The following is a 19,779-nucleotide window of genomic DNA, read 5'->3' on the forward strand; positions in this document are numbered from 1 at the left end:
CGCATCAGCGCTCGGCGCCAGCAAAGGAGAGCCCGAAACGAGCACCGAGCGCGGCAAGAAAACCTTCGAGGTCGTCCCACGGAATCATATGGCCGGCCTTTTCGACTCGAGCGATATGGATGCCGGGTGCGAGCGTCGCGATCTCCTCCTCGTCGGCCGGCTCGATCACCCCGCCACGCCCGGCGACCATCAGCATCGACGGCACCGCGACCGCGGGCAGGTCGGCATGGAAGTCGTCGCGATGGAAATCCTCGAAGGCAGTGACGATCGCAGGCGTATAGCAGGTGTGCAGCCACTCGGCGCGCAGCCTGAGCTGCTCGTCGCTCCAGGTCGGGCAGAAACCGCGCATGGTCTCGATGTCGGCGCCGCGCTCACAGGCCGCGATCGAATCGACGTACCAGGGCAGCTTGCTTGGATACTCGCGCCGCCCGGGGCCGGAGACCGGTGGATCGACCATCACCAGCTGGCTCACTGCGCTGGCGCCGCGCTTGAGCGCGCGGGCGGCGAAGCGCGCGCCCATCGAGTGGCCGAGCAGCACCACATCCTCGAGTCCGAGCGCATCGATCAAGGCAATGACGTCGTCGGCGCATGCATCGGGGCCGTAGTCGAGCCCAGGGCCGGACGCGGAGAGCCCGCGGCCACGCACGTCGAGCACGTAGACGTCGAAGTGGGCGGCGAGACGCTCAGCGACGAAGCCCCAGGTGATCGCCGGGCTGGTGATGCCGGGGATCAGCACCAGCGGGCGGCCGCTGCCGCCGTAACGCAGATAGTGCTGGCGAATGCCGTTGGCGTAGAGGTTGGCGCCATACACCAGCGCGCTCATGCGACGCTCTTCTCGGTCGCGTCGATCGGCTCGGCGTAGACGTCGTAGCCGAACACCCAGGCCGGATCCTCCTGGGTACGCAGCCAAGTGTTGTCGTGGGAGACCTGCTGGACCTTGGAAGCACGCTCGAACCGCCTGTCGCGATAGCAAGCGAAGGCCTGCCGATAGTGCTCGACGCCGAAGGCCTCGAGACAGCGCACCAGCATCGCCGCGTCCTCGATCGCCATCGCCGCACCCTGGGCCATGTGCGGCTTCATCGGGTGGCAAGCGTCGCCCAGCAGCACCATCCGCCCTTTGTGCCACAGCGCCTGCGGGTCACGTTCGAGCAGCGGCCACTTGGTGACCTCCTCGGTGGAGTCGATCAGCGCCTGCACCACCGGGTGGGTATAGTCGGCGAACGCCTCGCGCAGCTCCTCGCGGGAACTCTCGACGAAGGAAGTGCCGTGGTCCCACTCCGGCTCCGGTACGCCGGTGACGTAGTAGTACTCGCGCCGGTCGCCGGTGACGTAATAGACCATCATGTGACGGTCTTCGCTCCACCACTTGACGCAATCCTCGAACGCCGAGAGTTCGAGCTCCTCGATCGCCTCGAGCTTCGCCGCGGGAATGATCGCGCGATGGGCGACCCAGCCGCTGTAAAGCGGCGCCTCCACCCCCAGTAGCGCTTCGCGCAGGGCGGAGTTGACTCCGTCGGCGCCGATCACGATGTCCGCTCGCGCCTTGCTGCCATCGACGAAGCTCAGCTCGACGCCGTCACCGCGTTCCTCGACGCCACTCAGCCGCTTGCCATAATGCAGCCGCTCGGAATCGAGCTGGTCGACCAGCAGCGCATGCAGATCACCCCGGTGCACGGTGATGTAGGCCGCGCCATAGCGGCTGCGCGCATGATCGCCCAGCTCGATCCGCGACATATAGTCACCGCTGGCGCCGTCACGGCTGAACCAGTGGCTCGGGTGCGAGCCCATCGCCTCGAGCTGCTGCTCGACGCCGATCCGGCGCATCACCTTCATCAGGTTGGGGCCCATGTGGATGCCCGCACCCAGGCGCGAGAAGGCTTCGGCCTGCTCGTACACCTGAGTGTCGAATCCAGCCTTCTGCAACAGAGCCGCAACCGCGGCGCCGCCAAGTCCGGCGCCGATCACGGCGATCGTAGGGGTGCTCATCTGTATCTCCCGCGCTTGCTATTGATGTTATCGGGGATCAGGACAGGGGTTGCCCCGGCCGAGAGTTAACAACGTATACGCCTTATCTTTCAGCTGTAAAGGGTGTCTACGCTATATTTTTGCGTCCGCTTAAATTTACCGGATGATCAAAAAACCAGTTCTAATCGAAGAAAAACAAACACAAAACGCCCATAAAAACAGGGATTGAACGCTTTCCCTGTCAACTATGTTTGCCGATCAGATTTCTTCGATGCTATAAGGAATAGCGACTATTAAAGGCGTATACGCCATAAATATGCACCATAACGACAAACCGTTCGCACCTCCTGCACCATCCAGACGCAGCGACCAGGATCAGTGACTAGCTTCTCCACGAGAGGCCCCGGGCGAGCCCGACTTCTCCCGACGGCCCACTCGTCGACTTCGAGCGCAACAACAACTTCAAGCCATGAGGCGCACGCCAAGCGGCGCCGAGGAGCACGACATGCCGGTCAACGACACCCAGCTCAGCCAGATGTTCGAAGAGGTCCTCACCCTCTCCAAGGTCGACGCCACGCAAAGCGTCGCAGTACTCAAAAGTGGCTACTCCGACCCCCGTACGGTACGCGCCGCCACCGATGCGGCGCTGCGCCTCGGCGCCAAGGTTTACGGCGTAGAGCTCCCCGCATTCAACGATCCGCGGGCGATCGGCAACGATCTCACTGCGATCGTCGGCCAGACGCCATTGAGCGGCCACAAGGCGGCGCTCGAGGCCCTGATGGCCGCGGACCTGATCGTCGATACGATGATGCTGCTGCACTCCCCGGAGCAGGAGCAGATCCTCAAATCGGGCACCCGCATGCTGCTCGCGGTGGAGCCGCCGGAGATGCTCGCGCGGATGCTGCCGACGCTCGACGACAAGCGCCGGGTCGAAGCCGCCGCCGAGGTATTCCGCAACGCCTCGACCTTCCACGCCGCATCGAAAGCCGGTACCGACTTCCATGCCAGGCTCGGCCAGTATCCGGTGGTCACCGAGTACGGTTTCGCCGACGAGCCGGGACGCTGGGATCACTGGCCGAGCGGGTTCCTGTTCTCGTGGCCGGACGAGACCAGCGCCGAAGGCGTGATCGTGCTCGATGTCGGCGACATCCTGCTGCCGTTCAAGCGCTATGCGCAGTCCCAGGTGGTGCTCGAGATCTCCGAAGGCTACATCCGCAAGATCAGCGGCGGCTTCGATGCTGATTTCCTGCGCAGCTACATGGAGCACTTCAAGGACCCGGAGGTGTTCGCGCTCTCTCATATCGGCTGGGGTCTGCAGCCGCGCGCCGAGTGGAGCGCGATGGGACTGCACGACAAAAACGACGCCATCGCCATGGACGCGCGCGCCTTCCAGGGCAACTTCCTGTTCTCCACCGGCCCCAACACCGAGGTCGGCGGACCGCGCAACACGCCGTGTCACATGGACATCCCGCTGCGCCACTGCACCATCCGCCTCGACGACACCACGGTGGTCGAGGCCGGTCGAGTGGTCGCGCCCGAGGCCTCGATCGGCTGATTCTCCGCGGCGTACGTGGTCCAGAGGCCGACAGATCCAGGCGGCGCCAAATACAATGACGAGCGCGAACAACGATAACTAGGCAATGATGGACTCCAAATGGCCCTACCCGATGACCTGACCCTGACCGTCAACGGGCGCGAGCACCGGCTTCGCGCCGCACCGCAGACGCCGCTGCTCTATCTGCTGCGCAACGACCTCGCGCTCAACGGCCCCAAGTACGGCTGCGGTCTCGGCGAGTGCGGCGCCTGCACGGTGCTGGTCGACGGCCGCGTGGCGCGCAGCTGCGTATTACCCACCCGCGTCGCCCTCGGGCGACGGGTGACCACGCTCGAAGGGCTCGGCGATCGCCAACAGCCAAGCGCGGTGCAGCAAGCGTTCATCGAGGCTCAGGCGGCGCAGTGCGGTTACTGCATCAACGGCATGATCATTGCCGTGACCGCGCTGCTCGAACAGGACCCCGACCCTTCGGAGACGACGATAAAGCGTGCGCTGCGTCATCAGCTGTGCCGCTGCGGCGCCCATGTCGAGATCATCCAGGCCGCCCGTCGCGCGGCCGAAATCGCACGCGCGCGGCGCATCGAGGTCCATGAGGCGGACCCGCTCGACGCACGATCCCCATCCCTATGAGCGAGCTACCGGCAAACGAAGAGGTGCGCTACGGCGCGGTGGTCCGGCCGCCTCGTTTCCGGCTGGAAGAAGGCCGGTTCGAATCCGACCAGCCGGTCAACGTCGATGCCTCCGCGCTCGATTCGCTCCCCGGCAGCTACCAGGTGGTCGAGCGCGGTGCCTTCATCGGCGTTGTCGCCGACACCCCGGATCGCGCCCGGATCGCCGCGCAGCGGCTGGTCATCGAGTGGTCGGCAGCTCCGCCGCCGCCGCCCGCCTGCGCCGAGCCTTGCGCCAAGGGCGAGACCGATTACGCTTGGCCGAACCGGATGCGCTTCGGCCCCAGCGCTGGCTGGGTGGTCGCCGACGCCCGCGCTGGGAGGGTGCGGCTGTGGGCACCGAGCCAGACATCGACCGCGCTGCGCGAGGATATCGCGCGGCTGCTCGGTCGCCCGATCGACCAGATCGAGCTGCACCAAGCGCTGGACGATGGCCTGGGGAGAACCGGCGCCGACGACGCCGCCGCCGATGCGGCGCTGCTTTCCGCCGCGGCCGGCGCACCGGTGGCGGTCTGGCTCGATCGCAGCTATGCCGCCGACGGCGATCGCCTCGGTCCGGGTCAGCGTATCGCGCTGTCGGACACCTTGACGGATGGCAACCTGAGCGGGCTCGAGGCACGGCTCCACTTGGCCGGCGACGCCGCGCCAGCCCTTGCGCTGCTGCTCGCCGGGCTGTCGGCGGCCGACCCGATGCCGCGCCAGCCGCTGTCGATCCCCTACACCGCACTCGACTGGAAGATCGAAGCCCCCGACCGGCCGGGCTACCGTCTGCCGGGGCTCGGCGCGGCGCAGCTCGCCTTCGCCCGCGAGTCGTATCTCGACGAACTCGCACATCGCCTCGGACAGGATCCGGTCGCGCTGCGTCTCGCTGCGCTGGAAGACCCTCGCGGCCAGGCATTGATCGAAGCGGTCGCCGCGCGCGCCGGCTGGTCCACACGACGCAGGCGAAGCGAGCACCCGGAAGTCTCCCACGGGCGCGGCTTCGCCTATGGAGAAGAAGGTCCCGCCGGCGACCCCAAGCGGGCCCGTGCGGCCTGGATAGCCGATGTCGAAGTCAATCGGATCACCGGCGACATCGCCTTAACCCGGCTGGTGCTGGGCCAGGAGAGCGGGGAGCGGCTCGACCAGGAGCAGCTGCGCGCCGAACTGCAACGCCAGCTGATCGAGCGCACCAGTCCGTTGCTTGCGAACTCAGGCGACGCGCAGGAATGGGGCGAAGGCGAGGAGCCGCGACGCGGCCCGCTCTCCATCGAGCACATCACGCTGGCACCGATCAGCGATCAGACCTTGTCGACCTCGCTGGGCAGCGCCGGCCTCCGCGCACTCGATGCAGGCACCCTGGCGCCCAGCGTGGCGGTGATCAGCAACGCGCTGTTCGACGCCACCGGCGTACGCCTGCGCGAGCCACCGTTCAGTCCCGAGCGGGTGCGCGCAGCGCTTGCCGAGTATGCTCCCACCGCAAGCGCCGGCGCCCGCGCGCTGCCTGGCGGCATACCGGGAGCTCGCACCAGGCCTTGGCGCAAGAAGCGCTGGCTCGCCGCCTCGATGCTGCCGCTGGCCGGCGCGGCGGCGGCGCTGTGGCCATTCAAGCCGGCGATCGCACCGATCCAGCGCCCTCCGGCGGATCTCTACTCCGCCGCCACCCTCGAGCGCGGCCGTTTGGTCGCCGAGGTCGGCGACTGCGCGGTATGCCATACCGCACCGGGAGGTGAGACCAACGCAGGCGGGCACGCCTTCGAGACCCCATTCGGCACGCTCTACAGCACCAACCTCACCCCCGATGAAGAGACCGGCATCGGCAGTTGGTCATTCGCCGCTTTCGAGCGCGCCATGCGCCATGGCGTCGGCCGGGACGGACGGCAGCTCTATCCGGCCTTCCCCTATACCGCCTACGCCAAGCTCTCCGATACCGACATGCAGGCGCTCTACGCCTATCTGATGTCGCGCCCGGCGGTGAGCGCGACGCCGCCGGAAAACCAGCTGCGCGCACCGTTCAACTTCCGCCCGCTGCTCGCCGGCTGGAATGCGCTGTTCCACGATCCGACACCGTTCCAGCCCGATCCGACCAAATCCGCGCAGTACAACCGCGGGGCCTATCTCGTCGAGGGCCCCGGCCACTGCAGCGCCTGTCACACGCCGCGCAACCTGCTCGGCGCCGAGCGCGGCGCCGAGGCGCGCTTTTCCGGCGCGATCGTCGACGGCTGGGAGGCCCCGGCATTGAATGGCCTCTCCAGCGCCCCGGTTCCCTGGACCGAGGCCGATCTCTATGCCTACCTACGTGAGGGCTCCTCGCCCCACCACGGCGCTGCAGGTGGCCCGATGGCGCCGGTGGTAGCGGGACTCGCTGAGCTGCCCGAGGAAGATGTCCGGGCGATTGCCCACTACGTCGCCGCGCTCTCCGGCCCCCTCGCGGCGACGGTCGAGGATGCCGCCAGCGCCGCCGCCGAACGGATCCAGGCTGCCGGGCTCGCCACGCCGCTGCCCGACGAAGGCGGGCGCAGCTTCGAACGCGCCTGCGCGGCGTGCCATGAAAGCACACTGCCCGGGCCCACCTCGGCCCAAATCTCGCTCGCGCTCAATACCAACGTCTCGAGCGCGAGGCCGGACAACCTGATCCAGACCATGCTCGACGGCGTCCACGCCGAGGGCATGATCGATAGCGCCCTGATGCCAAGCTTCCGCGATAGCCTCAGCGATGCCCAGATCGCCGCGATCGCTCGCTATGTCCGCGCTCGCTACGCCCCCGACCAGCCCGCCTGGCAGGATCTCGACGAGCGCATTGGCGAGCTGCGCGATGCGGGAGCCGACTGGGCCCCGCGCCGGTAAAAGCCCGAGGATCGCCCCCTGGCCAAGGTTCGAACCGAGCGTGCACGAGAATTCATTTGCGCTCGATCGAGCGCGGCCCTAAAGTCCGCGACGAACGACGACCACCGCTTTCGCCATCCGCTTGGCAGCCATGACGAGCGGGCTATCGATGCCCGCGCAGTGGGCCTTGGCGACCCTTGAGGGAGAGATCGACCGGCCGTTCGACACGTGCCCATTCCTGCCTCGTTCGAGGAGCATCACCGCATGACCATCCGCATCGACGACTACTACGCTCCCGCCACCTTCGAGCGCCTCAAGACCTTCGCCGACGGCCAGGAGACGCCGTTCGTGGTGATCGATCTCGCCACCATCTCGCGCGCCTTCGATGAACTGGTGGAGAGCTTTCCCTCCGCGCGGATCTTCTACGCGGTGAAGGCCAACCCGGCGACCGAGATCACTGAACTCTTGCGCGACAAGGGCTCGAACTTCGACATCGCCTCGATCTATGAGCTCGACAAGGTCCTCGCCACCGGGGTCGATGCCTCGCGGATCAGCTACGGCAACACGATCAAGAAAGCCCGCGACGTGCGCTATTTCTACGAGAAGGGCGTGCGGATGTTCGCCACCGACTCGGAAGCCGACCTGCGCAACATCGCCAAGGCGGCGCCGGGCTCGAAGATCTACGTGCGCATCCTCACCGAAGGCTCCTCCACCGCGGACTGGCCGCTGTCACGCAAGTTCGGCTGCCAGACCGACATGGCGATGGATCTTTTGATCCTCGCCCGCGAACTCGGTCTAGACCCCTACGGGATCTCGTTCCACGTCGGCTCGCAGCAGCGCGACATCGGGGTGTGGGACGCAGCGATCGCCAAGGTCAAGGTGATCTTCGAGCGCCTGCGCGAGGAAGACGGCATCGTACTGAAGATGATCAACATGGGCGGCGGCTTCCCGGCCAACTACCTCCAGCGCACCAACGAACTGGCGGTCTACGCCGAGGAGATCACCCGCTTCCTGCAGGAGGACTTCGGCGACGACATGCCGGAGATCATCCTCGAGCCCGGCCGCTCGCTGATCGCCAATGCAGGCGTACTGGTCAGCGAAGTGGTGCTGGTCGCACGCAAGTCGCGCACCGCGGTCGAGCGCTGGGTCTATACCGACGTCGGCAAGTTCTCGGGCCTGGTCGAGACGATGGACGAAGCGATCAAGTTCCCGATCTGGACCGAACGCAAGGGTGAGCTCGAGGAAGTGGTGATCGCAGGGCCCACCTGCGACAGCGCCGACATCATGTACGAGCAGTACAAGTACGGCCTGCCGCTCAACCTCTCCAGCGGCGACCGGCTCTACTGGTTCTCCACCGGCGCCTACACCACGAGCTACAGCGCGATCGAGTTCAACGGCTTCCCCCCGCTGAAATCCTACTATCTCTAAGCCTGGGCCCCGAGCGCGCCAGCGGGCAGCGCAGCTCGCCGGAGCAACGCCAATACCCCGCGCGGGGGAACTCGCGCGGGGTATTGGTTTTTGAAGCGCCACGCGTGCGCCATGGCGGGCTCGGGCTCACTCCGTCACCGCGCGCAGGGTATCGACGAAATGGCAAGTGATCGCCGAGGAGCCGCCCTTTTGCGAGCGGACCAGCTCGATCGGCGTACCTAGCTCGAACTCATCCTGCGCCAGCCGGACCATGCGCCCGGTCTCGCCATACTGCCTGGCGTAGTGGTGAGGCAGCACACCGAGATAGGCGCCGGAGAGAATCAGCATCGCCACCGCCTCCACCTGGGTGGCGCAGGACAACCGGGTGAAACGGCTGGCCAGCTCGCGCCGCTGGGCGTCGTTGACGTAGTTCAGGCTGACGAAGTCATAGCCACCCAGCGCCTGCATCGAAAGCCTCGCGGCATCGGCGAAGGCGGGATGGTGCCGCCCGCAATAGAGCCCGCTCTGCTCCTCATAGGCGATCCAGCGCTCGAACTGCCCTGGCCGGGTGAAGCTGCCCAGGGCGTGATAGCCGGGAACCAGCGCACAGCTGAAGCGACCCGTCTCCAGGCCCTTTTCGATTCCACCGAGCGACTCGATGTGCACCGACAGCCGCACCTTTGGCGCATCCCGCGCCAGCCGGCCGAGCGTCTCTATCAACGGCGAGCAGGGATCGCTGATCGTGTTGTCGATCACCGCGATGCTGAGTTCGCCGATCAGCTCCCGATGCGAGGAGCTGATCCGATCGCTGAAGTCGTCCAACGCGCGGAACAGCTCGATGCTGTTGCGATAGACGATGTCTCCCTCCTCACTGAGCTCGAACCCCTCGCGACCCCGCGTGCAGAGCCGCATTCCGAGCCGAACCTCCAGATCGGAAACCTGCTTGCTGATCGAGGCGAGACTGACCCCGAGCTGCTGCTGGGCGGCGGAAAAGCCGCCTGCCTCGACGACGGCCTTGAATACCTTCAAGAGCTTGAGTTCCAGCGCACCGACCTGTGGAGCCCGTTTGAGTCCCTGACCGACCCGGCGACTTTCAAAACCGGAAAGTTCACTTTCCATATTCAGGATTCCTCCTAGCAGCACGTCATGCGATACCTGCAACGAGCGCCAGGACAATCATAACCATGCCGATAAAGGTAGCCTGCGCCACTTCGAAACGTTCCGCGCCCGGCCCAACCGACGCTTTTATTGCAACACCACATCGTCAAGAGACGCCTTGGCGATGGCATCGATATCAGTCTATCCAGATCGCGCGCGCTCTTTGAGCGATTGGAACGGCGTTCGAACACGGATTCGGCTCGATCATCGAAAGCTACGACGCTGATCGACAGCCAACAAAGACAACCGGCACTGGCAGCCGACAACCGTTTGCACGAGGAAAAAACGATGGCATCACACAGTGACCGTCTCTGGGGTGCGCGCTTCGCCACCGGTCCCAGCGAGGCGATGGCAAGGCTCTCTCGATCGCCCGCTGGCTACTTCCGCCTACTCCCTTACGATGTCGCGGGCTCCCGCGCCCACTGTGGTGAACTGCTTCGCGCAGGTATCGTGAGCCCCGAGGAAAACGACCAGATCATCGCTGCGCTCGACGCAATCGAAGTGGAATTCAACGCAGGCCAGATCCAACCGACCGCGGACGATGAAGACGTTCACACCTTGCTCGAGCGGCTCCTGACCGAGCGGCTCGGCACCCTGGGGGGCAAGCTGAGGGCGGGGCGCTCGCGCAACGACCAGTCGGCCAACGATATGCGCCTGCTGCTGCGCGACCAGGGGCGACGGCTCGCTCGCCAGATCCACGAGTTGCAGCACGCGCTGATCTCCCAGGCTCGTACGCACCTGCATACCATCGCTCCGGGCTTCACCCATCTACAGCAAGCCCAGCCCATCGTCTTCGGCCATCAGCTGCTCGCCCATGCGCAGTCATTCCTGCGCGATGTCCAACGCTTGATTGACTGGGACCGCCGCTGCTCGCTCACTCCACTAGGCGCCGCTGCGCTTGCCGGCTCGGCGATCGCCAAGGGCAGCGACCAGGCCGCGCACGAGATGGGATTCGACGGCAGCTGCGAAAACTCGATCGACGCCGTCGCCAGCCGTGATCATGTCGCCGAATTCCTGTTCATCACCAGCATGCTCGGGATCAATCTCTCTCGGCTCGGAGAAGAAGTCTGCCTTTGGACATCGCGCCAATTCCGCTGGGTCGAGCTCGACGACGGCTACGCCACCGGCAGCTCGATCATGCCACAGAAGAAAAACCCGGACATCGCCGAACTGACCCGCGGCAAGGCGGGACGACTGATCGGCAATCTGACCGGGATACTGGCAACGATCAAGGCCCAACCCTTGGCCTATAACCGTGACCTCGGCGAAGACAAACACCAGGTTCTTGATGCGCTCGACACGCTGGATCTGGTACTGCCCGCGATGGCGGGAATGATCGAGACGATGAGGGTCAATGTCGACGAATTACGCCGACAGGCCCCTCTTGGTTTCACCCTCGCCACCGAAATAGCCGACTGGCTTTCCCTACGCGGCGTGCCTTTCAAGCAAGCCCATGAGATCACAGGCTCCGTGGTTCGATTATGTGAGGATCTCGGCATCGAACTTTCGCAATTGAACGCAGAACAGCTGCAACGGGTGGACACCCGGCTGGAGGCGAGCGTGCTCGAGGTGCTCACGCTGGAGGCGGCGATAGACGCTCGTAACGGCCATGGCGGCACCGCGCCGGTGCAAGTCGCCAGACAGCTGGAGAGGCTCGAATCCTCGTTGGCCGAGCAAGCGCGCTGGTGCGCACGTTACCAGGGACCGAGAGCGGGCTAGGCCGCCCAAGGCCATCGTTCGACCCTATCCAGCGGAGACTCTACGATGCAATCGACTAAAAAAGACCCGACTCCGTCCGCCTCCGCGATGCCGGACATCTCCCACTACGACATCTCCCACTACAAGGTGATGCCCAAGCGCCACTATCGCCGGTTCATCGCCGCGGCGCTGATCGTGTTAGCGATCGGAGGTCTACTGCGGGCCTTCGCCAATGGCAACATCGAATGGCAGTTCGTCGGTCAGTTCCTCACCTCCCAGGCCATTCTCTGGGGACTGTGGAACACCGTACTGATGTCGATCCTGGCGATGGCGCTAGGCGTCGTACTGGGTGTGATCTTCGCCGTCATGCGGATGTCGAAGAATCCCGTGCTGCGCTACACGGCATCCGGCTACATCTGGTTCTTCCGCGGTACGCCGGTGATCCTCCAGCTGCTGCTGTGGTTCAACCTTGCCCTGGTATTCCCGACCATCGGCATCCCGGGCCTTTTCGAGGCACGCACGGTAGACGTAATGACGCCGTTCGCTGCGGCACTGCTGGGCCTGGGGATCAATCAAGGCGCCTATACCGCGGAGGTGGTGCGCGCGGGCCTCCTATCCGTCGACAACGGCCAATACGAGGCCGCCAAGTCCATCGGCATGACCCGTATTCGCAGTCTTCGCCGGATCGTTCTGCCGCAGGCGATGCGAGTCATCATCCCGCCGATCGGCAATGAATTCATCAGCATGATCAAGATGACCAGCCTGGCCAGCGTGATCCTGTACTCGGAGATTCTGCACAACGCTCAGAACATCTATTACGCCAATGCCAGGGTAATGGAGCTGCTGATCGTCGCTGGCATCTGGTACATCGTGGTGGTCACCGTGCTATCGATCGGCCAGAGTCGCCTCGAACGCCATTTCGCCCGTGGCTCACGCGATAGCGCCTGATATCGGCCCATATAGAGGAGGATTTCGATGAGACCGATCGTCGTAGGCCAGGCCGTCACCAAGCGCTTCGGTGATTTCGTGGCACTCAAGGAGATAGATATCGAAGTCGAGAACGGCGAGGTTCTCTGCATCATTGGCCCATCCGGCTCGGGCAAGAGCACGCTTTTGCGTTGCATCAACCAGTTGGAAAAAATCGACGGCGGCGGGCTCTGGGTCGACGGTGAACTGACCGGATATCGCATCGTCGGCGACAAGCTTCATGAGCTGGACGACAACCAGATCGCTCGCCAGCGGCTGGCTACGGGCATGGTCTTCCAGCGCTTCAACCTGTTCCCGCACATGACCGCGCTCGAAAACGTCATCGAAGGGCCGATCCAAGTGCTCAGGCGCGCGCCAAAAGAAAGCCGTGATCATGCCATGGAGCTGCTCGGGCGTGTCGGCCTGGCGCACAAAGCGGACGCTTATCCGATCGAGCTCTCCGGAGGCCAGCAGCAGCGCGTGGCGATCGCGCGGGCGCTCGCCATGCGCCCGCGTCTGATGCTGTTCGACGAGCCGACTTCGGCGCTGGACCCAGAACTGGTCGGGGAGGTGCTGCAGGTGATGCGCGACCTCGCCCGCAGCGGCATGTCGATGATCGTGGTCACCCACGAGCTCGGATTCGCCCGGGAGGTCGCCAACCGGGTGGTGTTCATGGACGCGGGCCAGATCGTCGAAACCGGGGCCCCGGAGGACATCCTGATGAATCCACGCAACGAACGCACCCAGAGCTTCATTTCCGCAGTGCTCAACTAAGCACTGCTTTCAAGCGGCCACCATCACAACCATAAGAGTCATCGACATGAACAAAGCCCTCGCCCTGCTCACGCTCTGCTCCAGCGCCGTCTTCGCTCATACGCTCCAGGCCGCGCAGCTGCCCGCCGACATCACCCAGCGTGGTTACATTACCGCGGCCATCGTGCCCAACTATCCACCACTCGAGTTCAAGGACCCGGCCACCAACCAGCTGACCGGCTTCGATTATGATCTCGGCACCGCACTGGCCAAGCACCTCGGTATCGAGATCCGCTGGCAGGAGAGCGCGTTCGAGCAGATGCTCAGCGGGTTGACCACTGGACGCAGCGACCTGGTGCTGTCCGGGATGACCGACACGCCGGAACGGCAGAAGGTGGTGAGCTTCATCGACTACCTGCGCTCGGGCCCGCAGTTCTACACCCTGGAAAGCAACACCGAGGTGAATGCCGCCACCGACCTTTGCGGCAAGCGAGTCGGTGCCAGTCGCCGCACCAACTTCCTTAACGAAATCAGCAAGTGGAGCGCCGAGCACTGCGAGGCGGCGGGCAACCCGGCGGTGGTCGGCGTCGGCACCGAGGGCTCCGCGGACGCCCGCGCCCAGCTGCGCCAGGGCCGCCTCGACGCCGCGCTGCAAGGCAGCGAGACGTTGCCCTACATCCAATCGATGGAGCCCGGTACCTACAAGGTGGTTGGCGATCCTCTCGCTTGGCAGTTCACCGGCATGGCCGTAGCCGCGACCAATACCGAGCTGCGCGACGCGCTGGCTTCATCGCTCGATGAGCTGATCGAAAACGGCACCTATGAACAGATCATCGATAAATGGGGCCTCCAGGACGCCAAGGTCGACGCGGTCCAGATCAACGCGGGCCAATGATCCTCGCGCGGGCGCCCCGCCCGCGCGCACTTCCACCTCGATCGCAGGCCCGCTCATGGAATCAATCGTCTGGCCCGAGGGCGCGCGCTCCTGCGTCGCCTTGGCCTTCGATCTCGATGGCCCCACCGGTGACGCCATGCTCGATGGCTCGCTGCGCCACAATCCCGGCCACTTCACCCTCGGCGCGTACGGCCCTTATCGCGCGCTGCGACGGATACTGGAAGTCCTCGCGTCGCAGCAGGTGCCAGCGACCTTCTTCATTCCCACCTGGGTGGTGACGCAGTGGCCGCGACAGTGCAGGGAAATCGTCGAGGCAGGCCATGAAGTCGCTTATCACGGGCATCTGCATGAGCCTTTCTGGACCCTGGATGACCATCGCCAGCGCGAAGTGATGGCGTGCAGCCGCAAGATCTTCGCCGACCTCCTGGGCATCCAGGCCGAAGGATTCCGCACCCCTTCCGGTGACTGGGGGAAGGACACCGCAAAGGTGCTGCTCGAATTCGGCGTCACCTATTCGAGCAGCATGCGCGGCGACGATCGTCCCTACTTCGTCAACGTCGAGGACCAATCGGCCAGCCTCGTCGAGATCCCTGCACGCTGGGAGCTCGATGACTACGCCAGCCTCGCCTATACCCAGGCCCCGGACTTTCCCGCCGGGCTCGATCGCATCGCGCCCTACCGACAGGTGCTCGAGAACTGGTGCGCTGAGTTCGATGGCAGTCATGCCGAAGGGCTCTGTCTCACCACGCTGTTTCACCCGAAAGTGAGCGCCAGGCCCGGTAGGATCGCCCTGCTCGAAGGCTTCATCGCCCACATGAAATCGCAACACGGCGTGTGGTTCGCGCGCGGTCGCGAAGTCGCAGCGCACTGGCGAGCTCACCATGCGGGAGCGTCCATCGATGGCTGAACCCATTGCCACCCTCTGGCCCGGGGCCTACCGCAGCGTCTTGGTCCTGACCGTCGACTACGCCGATGTCCTCGGCATCCTTTCGCGCATTCCGGCGATGGCGAACCGCGACAAGAGCCTCTCCGTATGGCGCTATGGCAGCCAGCGCGGCGTCGAGCGCCTGCTCAGGATCCTCGATGAGGCGAAGGTATCGACCAGCTGGTGCCTGCCAGGCATAGTCGCCGAGACCCACCCCAGCCTGGTCGCCGACATCCACGCGGCGGGGCATGAGATCGCCTGCTCGGGCTATGCCTACGAGGATTTCTCCCGGCTCGACGCATCAGCGCAGCGCGACGTCCTGCTGCGTGGTCGCGATGCGCTCAGCGCACTCACCGGGCGCATGCCGAAAGGCTTTCGTCTGCCGGTGGGAGCATGGTCGAAAGGCTTCGAGGCCGAGCTGCTGGCCGCGGGCTTCAGCTGGTCTTCGTCATGGCGTGGAGACGACCTCCCCTATCGCCACCCGCTCGCCCCCGGGCTGATCGAGCTGCCGCTGCATTACGAGCTCGACGACGAGGCCTATTTCGCCTTCAACCTCTCTCCTCCCGTGCCCAGCGGCCAGCCGCGGATCGCCGGCTACCGAGCGACCCTCGCCAACTGGCAGGCCGACCTCGACGGTTTCGATCGCTTCGGGCTCTGCGCGGTGATGAGGCTGCGCCCCGAAATCATCGCTACCCCAGGCCGCGCGCCGCTGCTGCGCGAACTGCTGGCATGGCTGAACGAACGATCGTCGTGCTGGATCGCCCGCGCCGAAGAGGTCGCAGATTGGTGGTCCAAATGGGGCCCTCCTCTTCCAGCGGACCATCCAGCGCAAGCTTTCGTACGCTACCGGGATCGGATGCCATGAGCAGCAGCACGCTTGATCCCCTGGTCGACTTCATTCATCGGCTGGATTTCGAACACCTGCCCTCAGCGCTGGTCGAGCAGGCCAAACGCCACCTGCTCGATACCCTGGGCGCTGCGCTGGCGGGCACGACCAGCGAGATCGCACGCAGGACTTTCAGGCAGCTAGCACTCAGCGAACCGAGGGGAAGCGCGCGGGTCTGGGGCACCGATGCATGCTTCTCTCCCCGCGTCGCCGCCTTCGCCAACGGCGTCGCCGCCCATGCGCTCGAACTCGACGACACCGGAGGTTGCGATCACTCGGGCGCAGTGGTGGTACCTGCGCTGCTCGCGGTGCTTCCGCTCATCGAGCGTCAAATCAGCGGGCGCGAGTTGCTCACCGCGATGGTGGCCGGATACGAAGTGGGGCGCCGAGTGCTCGAAGCATGCGGCGGCTATTCGCTCCACAATCAGGACGGCTGGCACTCCACCGGAACCTGCGGGGTATTCGCCGCCGCTGCCGCCTGCGCCAAGCTGCTGGCACTCGACCCGCATGCCCTGCGCTCGGCGATCACCCTCTCCGGCAGCTTCAGCGCCGGCCTATGGGCGTTCATCCATGACGGCTCGCAAAGCAAGAAGCTGCACGCTGGACGGGCGGCGGAAGGCGGCGTGCACGCGGCCCTGCTCGCCCAGGCGGGCATCGAGGGCCCCTCGCATCTGTTCGACGACGTGTGGGGCGGCTTCCTCACCACCCTGGCGCCAACGCATGCCGACCCCGCAGCGCTGACCACCGGCCTGGGCGAGCGGTGGCGGCTCTCCCGCTGCTCGATCAAACCCTATGCCTCCTGCCGCGGAACCCACGCAGCCATCGATGCGCTCGCCCAGCTGATGGCGCAAGCCAGCGTCGATGCACAGGGTATCGAGCGCGTCGAAGTGCGGCTCAGCCCGTTTCTCGACCAGATGTGCGGCACTCGGGACCTGGCCAACCTGGCCAGTGCACAGATGAGCCTGCCCTACGCGCTGGCGGCGCAGGCGGGATTGGGAGACGCCGGGCTCGACGCCTACGCAGCGGAACAGCGCCGGTCACCGCGGCTGCTCGCGCTGATGGAACGTATCCGGCTCGAGGTCGATGAGAGATGCGACAAGGACGGCGAGCCAGACGTCACCCTGATGACATCGGATGGCCGCCGATTGAGTACCCGAGTCGACATCGCACTGGGGAATCCGCTCAATCCACTGGACGATACGCGGCTGCTGGCCAAGTTCGACGGCCTGGCGCGCCGGGCGCTGCCTGCCGAACAGGTCGCGCGCATCGCGCACGCCTGCCTTGCGCTCGAACGGCTCGATACCATCGAGCCGCTGATGCAGGCACTGGCCGGCGAGAGCTGAGCCCCGGCCATCGCCGGGGCAGCGGCACAGGAGCGTCCGATACCCATCTTCAGCCATGATCATTCGGCGCGGGCTTGGCGTCGATCTTCATTCGCAGCAGCTGTATCGGGTACTCGACCGAATTCGGTACCTGGCCATCGTCGGTACCCAGCAGGCTCATCTGGGTCGCGGGAATCCACAGCCAGCCCTCGGCGTCGATCCACAGCGCATCCGGCGAGATCAGCCGCGGATCCTCGATCAGCTGTTGGTGCTCGCCGTTCGGGTCGAAGCGCAGGATCCTGCGCGCATTGGTATCGGCGACATAGATATTGCCCTCGGCATCGATCGCGGTGCCGCCGGTGCTCGGCGTGTCGGCCCACTCCTCGACGTGATCGTCGGCCTCGGCGCGCAGCGCGGGATCCTTGAGCCAGCGGGTCTCGATCCGCGCCATCGGGCCGCCGACCGGCTGGAAGTAGAAATAGCGCCCGTCGGGCGAGACCTCGAGCTGGTCGGCGTGAACCACCGCCGGCGAGCCGTCGCTTTCGAGCTGGGGCGCGCCGTTGGCATGGATGGGGCGGATGCTGGTCGCCAGCGGGTGCCCATCCAGGACTCGACTGAATTCACCCGCTTTGCGATCGAAGACCAGGATGCCCGGGGCGCCGGAGTCGGCGGCGTAGATGAAGTCCCCATCGAAGCGGATATCGTTGATGAAACTTTCATCGTGCAGCACCTCGTCCGGAACGACATGGACGTTGATCACCTGGTCGCTCGCCGGATCGATCTCGACCAACTTACCCGCACCCGGCGTACGCCGGCTCTCCCCCTGGGCGACACCTGAATCGACCACCCACAGATGCCCGTCTGGACCGATCCTGAGCGCATTGGCGTGCAGGAAATGGCGCCCCGGTTCGGACTCATCCCACTGGTTCCACGCTGCGTCCGGGTAGGGCTCTGCGCTCTCCCGCCCGGTCAAACGAGTGACCTGCGCCCCGGCGCCATCGAGCAGCGGATAGACCGCGAACACCTCGCCACTCGAGGGATCGATCGTCGCACCGTTCCATATCCGCGGCGACTCGAACACCACCTCCAACCGCGGATCCTCACGCTCCGGCATCGGGATGCCCAGCTGATCCAACGCAAGCGCGGGCGTCGCAACCGAGGCTAGCAGCACCGTCAACCACGCAGCGGGACGAGACCAAGCCATATCGCTCTCCTTGAAATGCGAATTTCACTGAAGGGAACTAAAATCAGTAGTCGAATTCGCAGCTGACCGCACCCAATGAATGGGGCACTAAACGGCATGGCATGGCGGCGAGCGCAGGGCCTGGATGTTAGGTCCCGGAAAGTAGTCTGACAGCGCGTTCAAGCGAATGTAATGAAAGGCCTGCGTCGTAGATTCTGAGCAAACATGGATTCATACCACAAATACTTACAGCTACGATATCATCTTAATGGCAAGTAAGCCAAGAGACCTTTTTTGCCACGTGCAAGAAAAAATATCCTAATATCTTCCTTCACATTACAGCCCTATCTATGGAATATTCCATTAACGATGAAAAAGTTTCTCATATGAAACATGGCGATTATTTTTATTATCTTCTTCCGACAAATTAGTATCTACTATGAATCAAAATCGAGCCGGTAGTGACTTCATCCCGAATTGCCTTCGCATTTCATCTTTTTTTCAAAGGATGAAATATAATGTCATATTTTTCGCCAACCTCCTTTTTTATTTCGTTGAAAAGCCTCTCTCCCTCTATATTGTGCTCATCCACTTTTTCAAATATAGAATCAGGAGGATAATTCTGATTCAATGATTCCTGATAATGCTTATCCCATTCATATATGTTTTTTCCAAGCTGAGCGCTTAGCTCCAAATCTTCAATATCGACATGTCCCATACTATCAGTGTCAGGGCAGAAGAAGGGAGTAGCCATATATTCAACACCAAAATTTAGTTTTTTCACTTCATTCCTTCCAAGTTGAAGTTGGATTAGCCCTTACAATATAGCCATTGTCGCCCACACCAATTGCGATATATTCCTTCTCTCCTATGTAAGCAATCTCATAAACAGGTGCAGTTCCATTTTTCCCAACTATTTTATCTTCCGTTATTGCTGCCATTATCACATAAGGTATGTCATTTACAGAAATGCCCTTATCTGCAAACTGGCTAGCATGCCTTTCATTAATATGTGCTAACCCTGAACCTCCTTTTCCCGCTTCTAAGAATACAATTCTATTACTGTTCATTCGAGCGATATCTACGATACTTCCTGGTGTATGCTTCACACCTCCTCTCGAAAGCTCATCCATCAGTTTCACAGGGGTGTCGGCAACTGTTGAATAGCCTACATCGACTTTAGCGCACGCCCTGCGATACCTGTTCCTACTTTTCTTATACCTCCCGCTATAGGACCGACTTATCCATGAGGCAGGCCTGAGATCAAGAATAACGACTGGTGCCTTCTGACGATGTTCCGCTAATAGCTTGATTTCATACGGCCATCCGCCATGGCAAAAGATTTTGTTTACGCTACAGAGACCGGCGAGCTAGCGGCAGTGCCGGGCGCTAGTGCCTGCGAAGTGGCGTCCCCGGACCGCTGGTCAGGTGATATCCGAAACCCGGCTTTCCAGAAGCGGGGCACCTGGATTCCAAGCGGAATTCAGGTGTCGCAGGCCGCATAATTTTGAAGCATCAGCGTCATTTTTTGATGGACTGCGCATTCGTCACTTGGCAATTCTCATTCTGCTGCTGGATCCTCACCGTGTATGA

Annotated in this window: 17 protein-coding genes; 11 read left to right on the top strand and 6 right to left on the bottom strand. The window is 63.6% G+C overall.

From position 1 onward, the window contains the following. Positions 1-4 precede the first annotated feature (4 nt). Complete coding sequence (locus Q376_RS22340; RefSeq protein ID WP_052365144.1) at positions 5-823, bottom strand: alpha/beta fold hydrolase; 819 nt, start codon at positions 821-823, stop codon at positions 5-7. Then, a complete protein-coding gene (locus Q376_RS0110985; RefSeq protein ID WP_043447344.1) occupies positions 820-1,986 on the bottom strand; it encodes an FAD-dependent monooxygenase in 1,167 nt (388 codons plus the stop codon). The genes Q376_RS22340 and Q376_RS0110985 overlap by 4 nt, the downstream gene beginning before the upstream one ends. A gap of 484 nt (positions 1,987-2,470) precedes the next feature. Between Q376_RS0110985 and Q376_RS0110990 the strand changes: the two genes are divergently transcribed. From Q376_RS0110990 to Q376_RS0111005, 4 genes are all read left to right on the top strand, one after another. Beyond that, positions 2,471-3,520 (top strand): 2,5-dihydroxypyridine 5,6-dioxygenase NicX family protein, encoded by a 1,050-nt coding sequence (locus tag Q376_RS0110990; RefSeq protein ID WP_027350353.1) that lies wholly within the window; start codon positions 2,471-2,473, stop codon positions 3,518-3,520. Between the two features lie 99 nt (positions 3,521-3,619). After that, positions 3,620-4,150 carry a (2Fe-2S)-binding protein gene (locus Q376_RS0110995; RefSeq protein ID WP_027350354.1) on the top strand — a complete coding sequence of 177 codons (531 nt, stop codon included), beginning with the start codon at positions 3,620-3,622 and terminating at the stop codon, positions 4,148-4,150. Further along, positions 4,147-7,014 carry a c-type cytochrome gene (locus Q376_RS0111000; RefSeq protein ID WP_043447348.1) on the top strand — a complete coding sequence of 956 codons (2,868 nt, stop codon included), beginning with the start codon at positions 4,147-4,149 and terminating at the stop codon, positions 7,012-7,014. The genes Q376_RS0110995 and Q376_RS0111000 overlap by 4 nt, the downstream gene beginning before the upstream one ends. 243 nt (positions 7,015-7,257) lie before the next feature. Then, entirely contained in the window at positions 7,258-8,421 is a 1,164-nt protein-coding gene (locus Q376_RS0111005; RefSeq protein ID WP_027350356.1) for a type III PLP-dependent enzyme, read from the top strand. Positions 8,422-8,547: 126 nt separating this feature from the next. On the opposite strand, the gene Q376_RS22345 is transcribed toward Q376_RS0111005, so the two are convergent. Continuing rightward, a complete protein-coding gene (locus Q376_RS22345) occupies positions 8,548-9,519 on the bottom strand; it encodes a LysR family transcriptional regulator (protein ID WP_052365145.1) in 972 nt (323 codons plus the stop codon). Between the two features lie 327 nt (positions 9,520-9,846). On the opposite strand from Q376_RS22345, the gene argH reads away from it, so the two are divergent. Genes argH through Q376_RS0111045 form a run of 7 tightly spaced genes read left to right on the top strand, consistent with a single transcriptional unit; the run spans position 9,847 to position 17,024 of the window. After that, positions 9,847-11,277: an argininosuccinate lyase gene (gene argH, locus Q376_RS0111015; RefSeq protein WP_027350357.1), complete on the top strand. Its 1,431-nt coding sequence runs from the start codon at positions 9,847-9,849 to the stop codon at positions 11,275-11,277. 45 nt (positions 11,278-11,322) lie between these two features. After that, the gene (locus Q376_RS0111020; RefSeq protein ID WP_027350358.1) at positions 11,323-12,204 is read left to right on the top strand and encodes an amino acid ABC transporter permease; all 882 of its coding nucleotides are present in this window, start codon (positions 11,323-11,325) and stop codon (positions 12,202-12,204) included. Positions 12,205-12,231: 27 nt separating this feature from the next. Beyond that, positions 12,232-12,996 carry an amino acid ABC transporter ATP-binding protein gene (locus Q376_RS0111025; protein ID WP_027350359.1) on the top strand — a complete coding sequence of 255 codons (765 nt, stop codon included), beginning with the start codon at positions 12,232-12,234 and terminating at the stop codon, positions 12,994-12,996. Between the two features lie 46 nt (positions 12,997-13,042). After that, complete coding sequence (locus tag Q376_RS0111030) at positions 13,043-13,870, top strand: ABC transporter substrate-binding protein (protein ID WP_043447350.1); 828 nt, start codon at positions 13,043-13,045, stop codon at positions 13,868-13,870. A 55-nt stretch (positions 13,871-13,925) separates the two neighbouring features. Continuing rightward, positions 13,926-14,777, top strand: coding sequence for a polysaccharide deacetylase family protein (locus tag Q376_RS0111035; protein ID WP_027350361.1), 852 nt, complete (start codon positions 13,926-13,928; stop codon positions 14,775-14,777). Further along, positions 14,770-15,660 carry a polysaccharide deacetylase family protein gene (locus Q376_RS0111040; RefSeq protein ID WP_027350362.1) on the top strand — a complete coding sequence of 297 codons (891 nt, stop codon included), beginning with the start codon at positions 14,770-14,772 and terminating at the stop codon, positions 15,658-15,660. Before Q376_RS0111035 ends, Q376_RS0111040 begins: the two co-directional genes overlap by 8 nt. Continuing rightward, positions 15,657-17,024 (top strand): MmgE/PrpD family protein, encoded by a 1,368-nt coding sequence (locus Q376_RS0111045; RefSeq protein ID WP_043447353.1) that lies wholly within the window; start codon positions 15,657-15,659, stop codon positions 17,022-17,024. The genes Q376_RS0111040 and Q376_RS0111045 overlap by 4 nt, the downstream gene beginning before the upstream one ends. 49 nt (positions 17,025-17,073) lie before the next feature. On the opposite strand, the gene Q376_RS0111050 is transcribed toward Q376_RS0111045, so the two are convergent. The 3 genes from Q376_RS0111050 to Q376_RS24345 all read right to left on the bottom strand — a co-directional run bounded on the left by Q376_RS0111050 (position 17,074) and on the right by Q376_RS24345 (position 19,328). Next, the gene (locus tag Q376_RS0111050) at positions 17,074-18,207 is read right to left on the bottom strand and encodes an SMP-30/gluconolactonase/LRE family protein (RefSeq protein ID WP_027350364.1); all 1,134 of its coding nucleotides are present in this window, start codon (positions 18,205-18,207) and stop codon (positions 17,074-17,076) included. Between the two features lie 469 nt (positions 18,208-18,676). Then, positions 18,677-18,970 (bottom strand): hypothetical protein, encoded by a 294-nt coding sequence (locus Q376_RS24830; RefSeq protein ID WP_155834295.1) that lies wholly within the window; start codon positions 18,968-18,970, stop codon positions 18,677-18,679. 1 nt (position 18,971) lies between these two features. Then, complete coding sequence (locus Q376_RS24345; protein WP_211266652.1) at positions 18,972-19,328, bottom strand: hypothetical protein; 357 nt, start codon at positions 19,326-19,328, stop codon at positions 18,972-18,974. Positions 19,329-19,779 lie beyond the last annotated feature (451 nt).

It is taken from the genome of Halotalea alkalilenta DSM 17697 (assembly GCF_000621205.1).
GTDB lineage: Bacteria > Pseudomonadota > Gammaproteobacteria > Pseudomonadales > Halomonadaceae > Halotalea > Halotalea alkalilenta.

Coding starts and splice junctions, on each gene's coding strand:
- Q376_RS22340 (WP_052365144.1), bottom strand. CDS start 823: ATGAGCGCGCTGGTGTATGGCGCCAACCTCTACGCCAACGGCATTCGC.
- Q376_RS0110985 (WP_043447344.1), bottom strand. CDS start 1,986: ATGAGCACCCCTACGATCGCCGTGATCGGCGCCGGACTTGGCGGCGCC.
- Q376_RS0110990 (WP_027350353.1), top strand. CDS start 2,471: ATGCCGGTCAACGACACCCAGCTCAGCCAGATGTTCGAAGAGGTCCTC.
- Q376_RS0110995 (WP_027350354.1), top strand. CDS start 3,620: ATGGCCCTACCCGATGACCTGACCCTGACCGTCAACGGGCGCGAGCAC.
- Q376_RS0111000 (WP_043447348.1), top strand. CDS start 4,147: ATGAGCGAGCTACCGGCAAACGAAGAGGTGCGCTACGGCGCGGTGGTC.
- Q376_RS0111005 (WP_027350356.1), top strand. CDS start 7,258: ATGACCATCCGCATCGACGACTACTACGCTCCCGCCACCTTCGAGCGC.
- Q376_RS22345 (WP_052365145.1), bottom strand. CDS start 9,519: ATGGAAAGTGAACTTTCCGGTTTTGAAAGTCGCCGGGTCGGTCAGGGA.
- argH (WP_027350357.1), top strand. CDS start 9,847: ATGGCATCACACAGTGACCGTCTCTGGGGTGCGCGCTTCGCCACCGGT.
- Q376_RS0111020 (WP_027350358.1), top strand. CDS start 11,323: ATGCAATCGACTAAAAAAGACCCGACTCCGTCCGCCTCCGCGATGCCG.
- Q376_RS0111025 (WP_027350359.1), top strand. CDS start 12,232: ATGAGACCGATCGTCGTAGGCCAGGCCGTCACCAAGCGCTTCGGTGAT.
- Q376_RS0111030 (WP_043447350.1), top strand. CDS start 13,043: ATGAACAAAGCCCTCGCCCTGCTCACGCTCTGCTCCAGCGCCGTCTTC.
- Q376_RS0111035 (WP_027350361.1), top strand. CDS start 13,926: ATGGAATCAATCGTCTGGCCCGAGGGCGCGCGCTCCTGCGTCGCCTTG.
- Q376_RS0111040 (WP_027350362.1), top strand. CDS start 14,770: ATGGCTGAACCCATTGCCACCCTCTGGCCCGGGGCCTACCGCAGCGTC.
- Q376_RS0111045 (WP_043447353.1), top strand. CDS start 15,657: ATGAGCAGCAGCACGCTTGATCCCCTGGTCGACTTCATTCATCGGCTG.
- Q376_RS0111050 (WP_027350364.1), bottom strand. CDS start 18,207: ATGGCTTGGTCTCGTCCCGCTGCGTGGTTGACGGTGCTGCTAGCCTCG.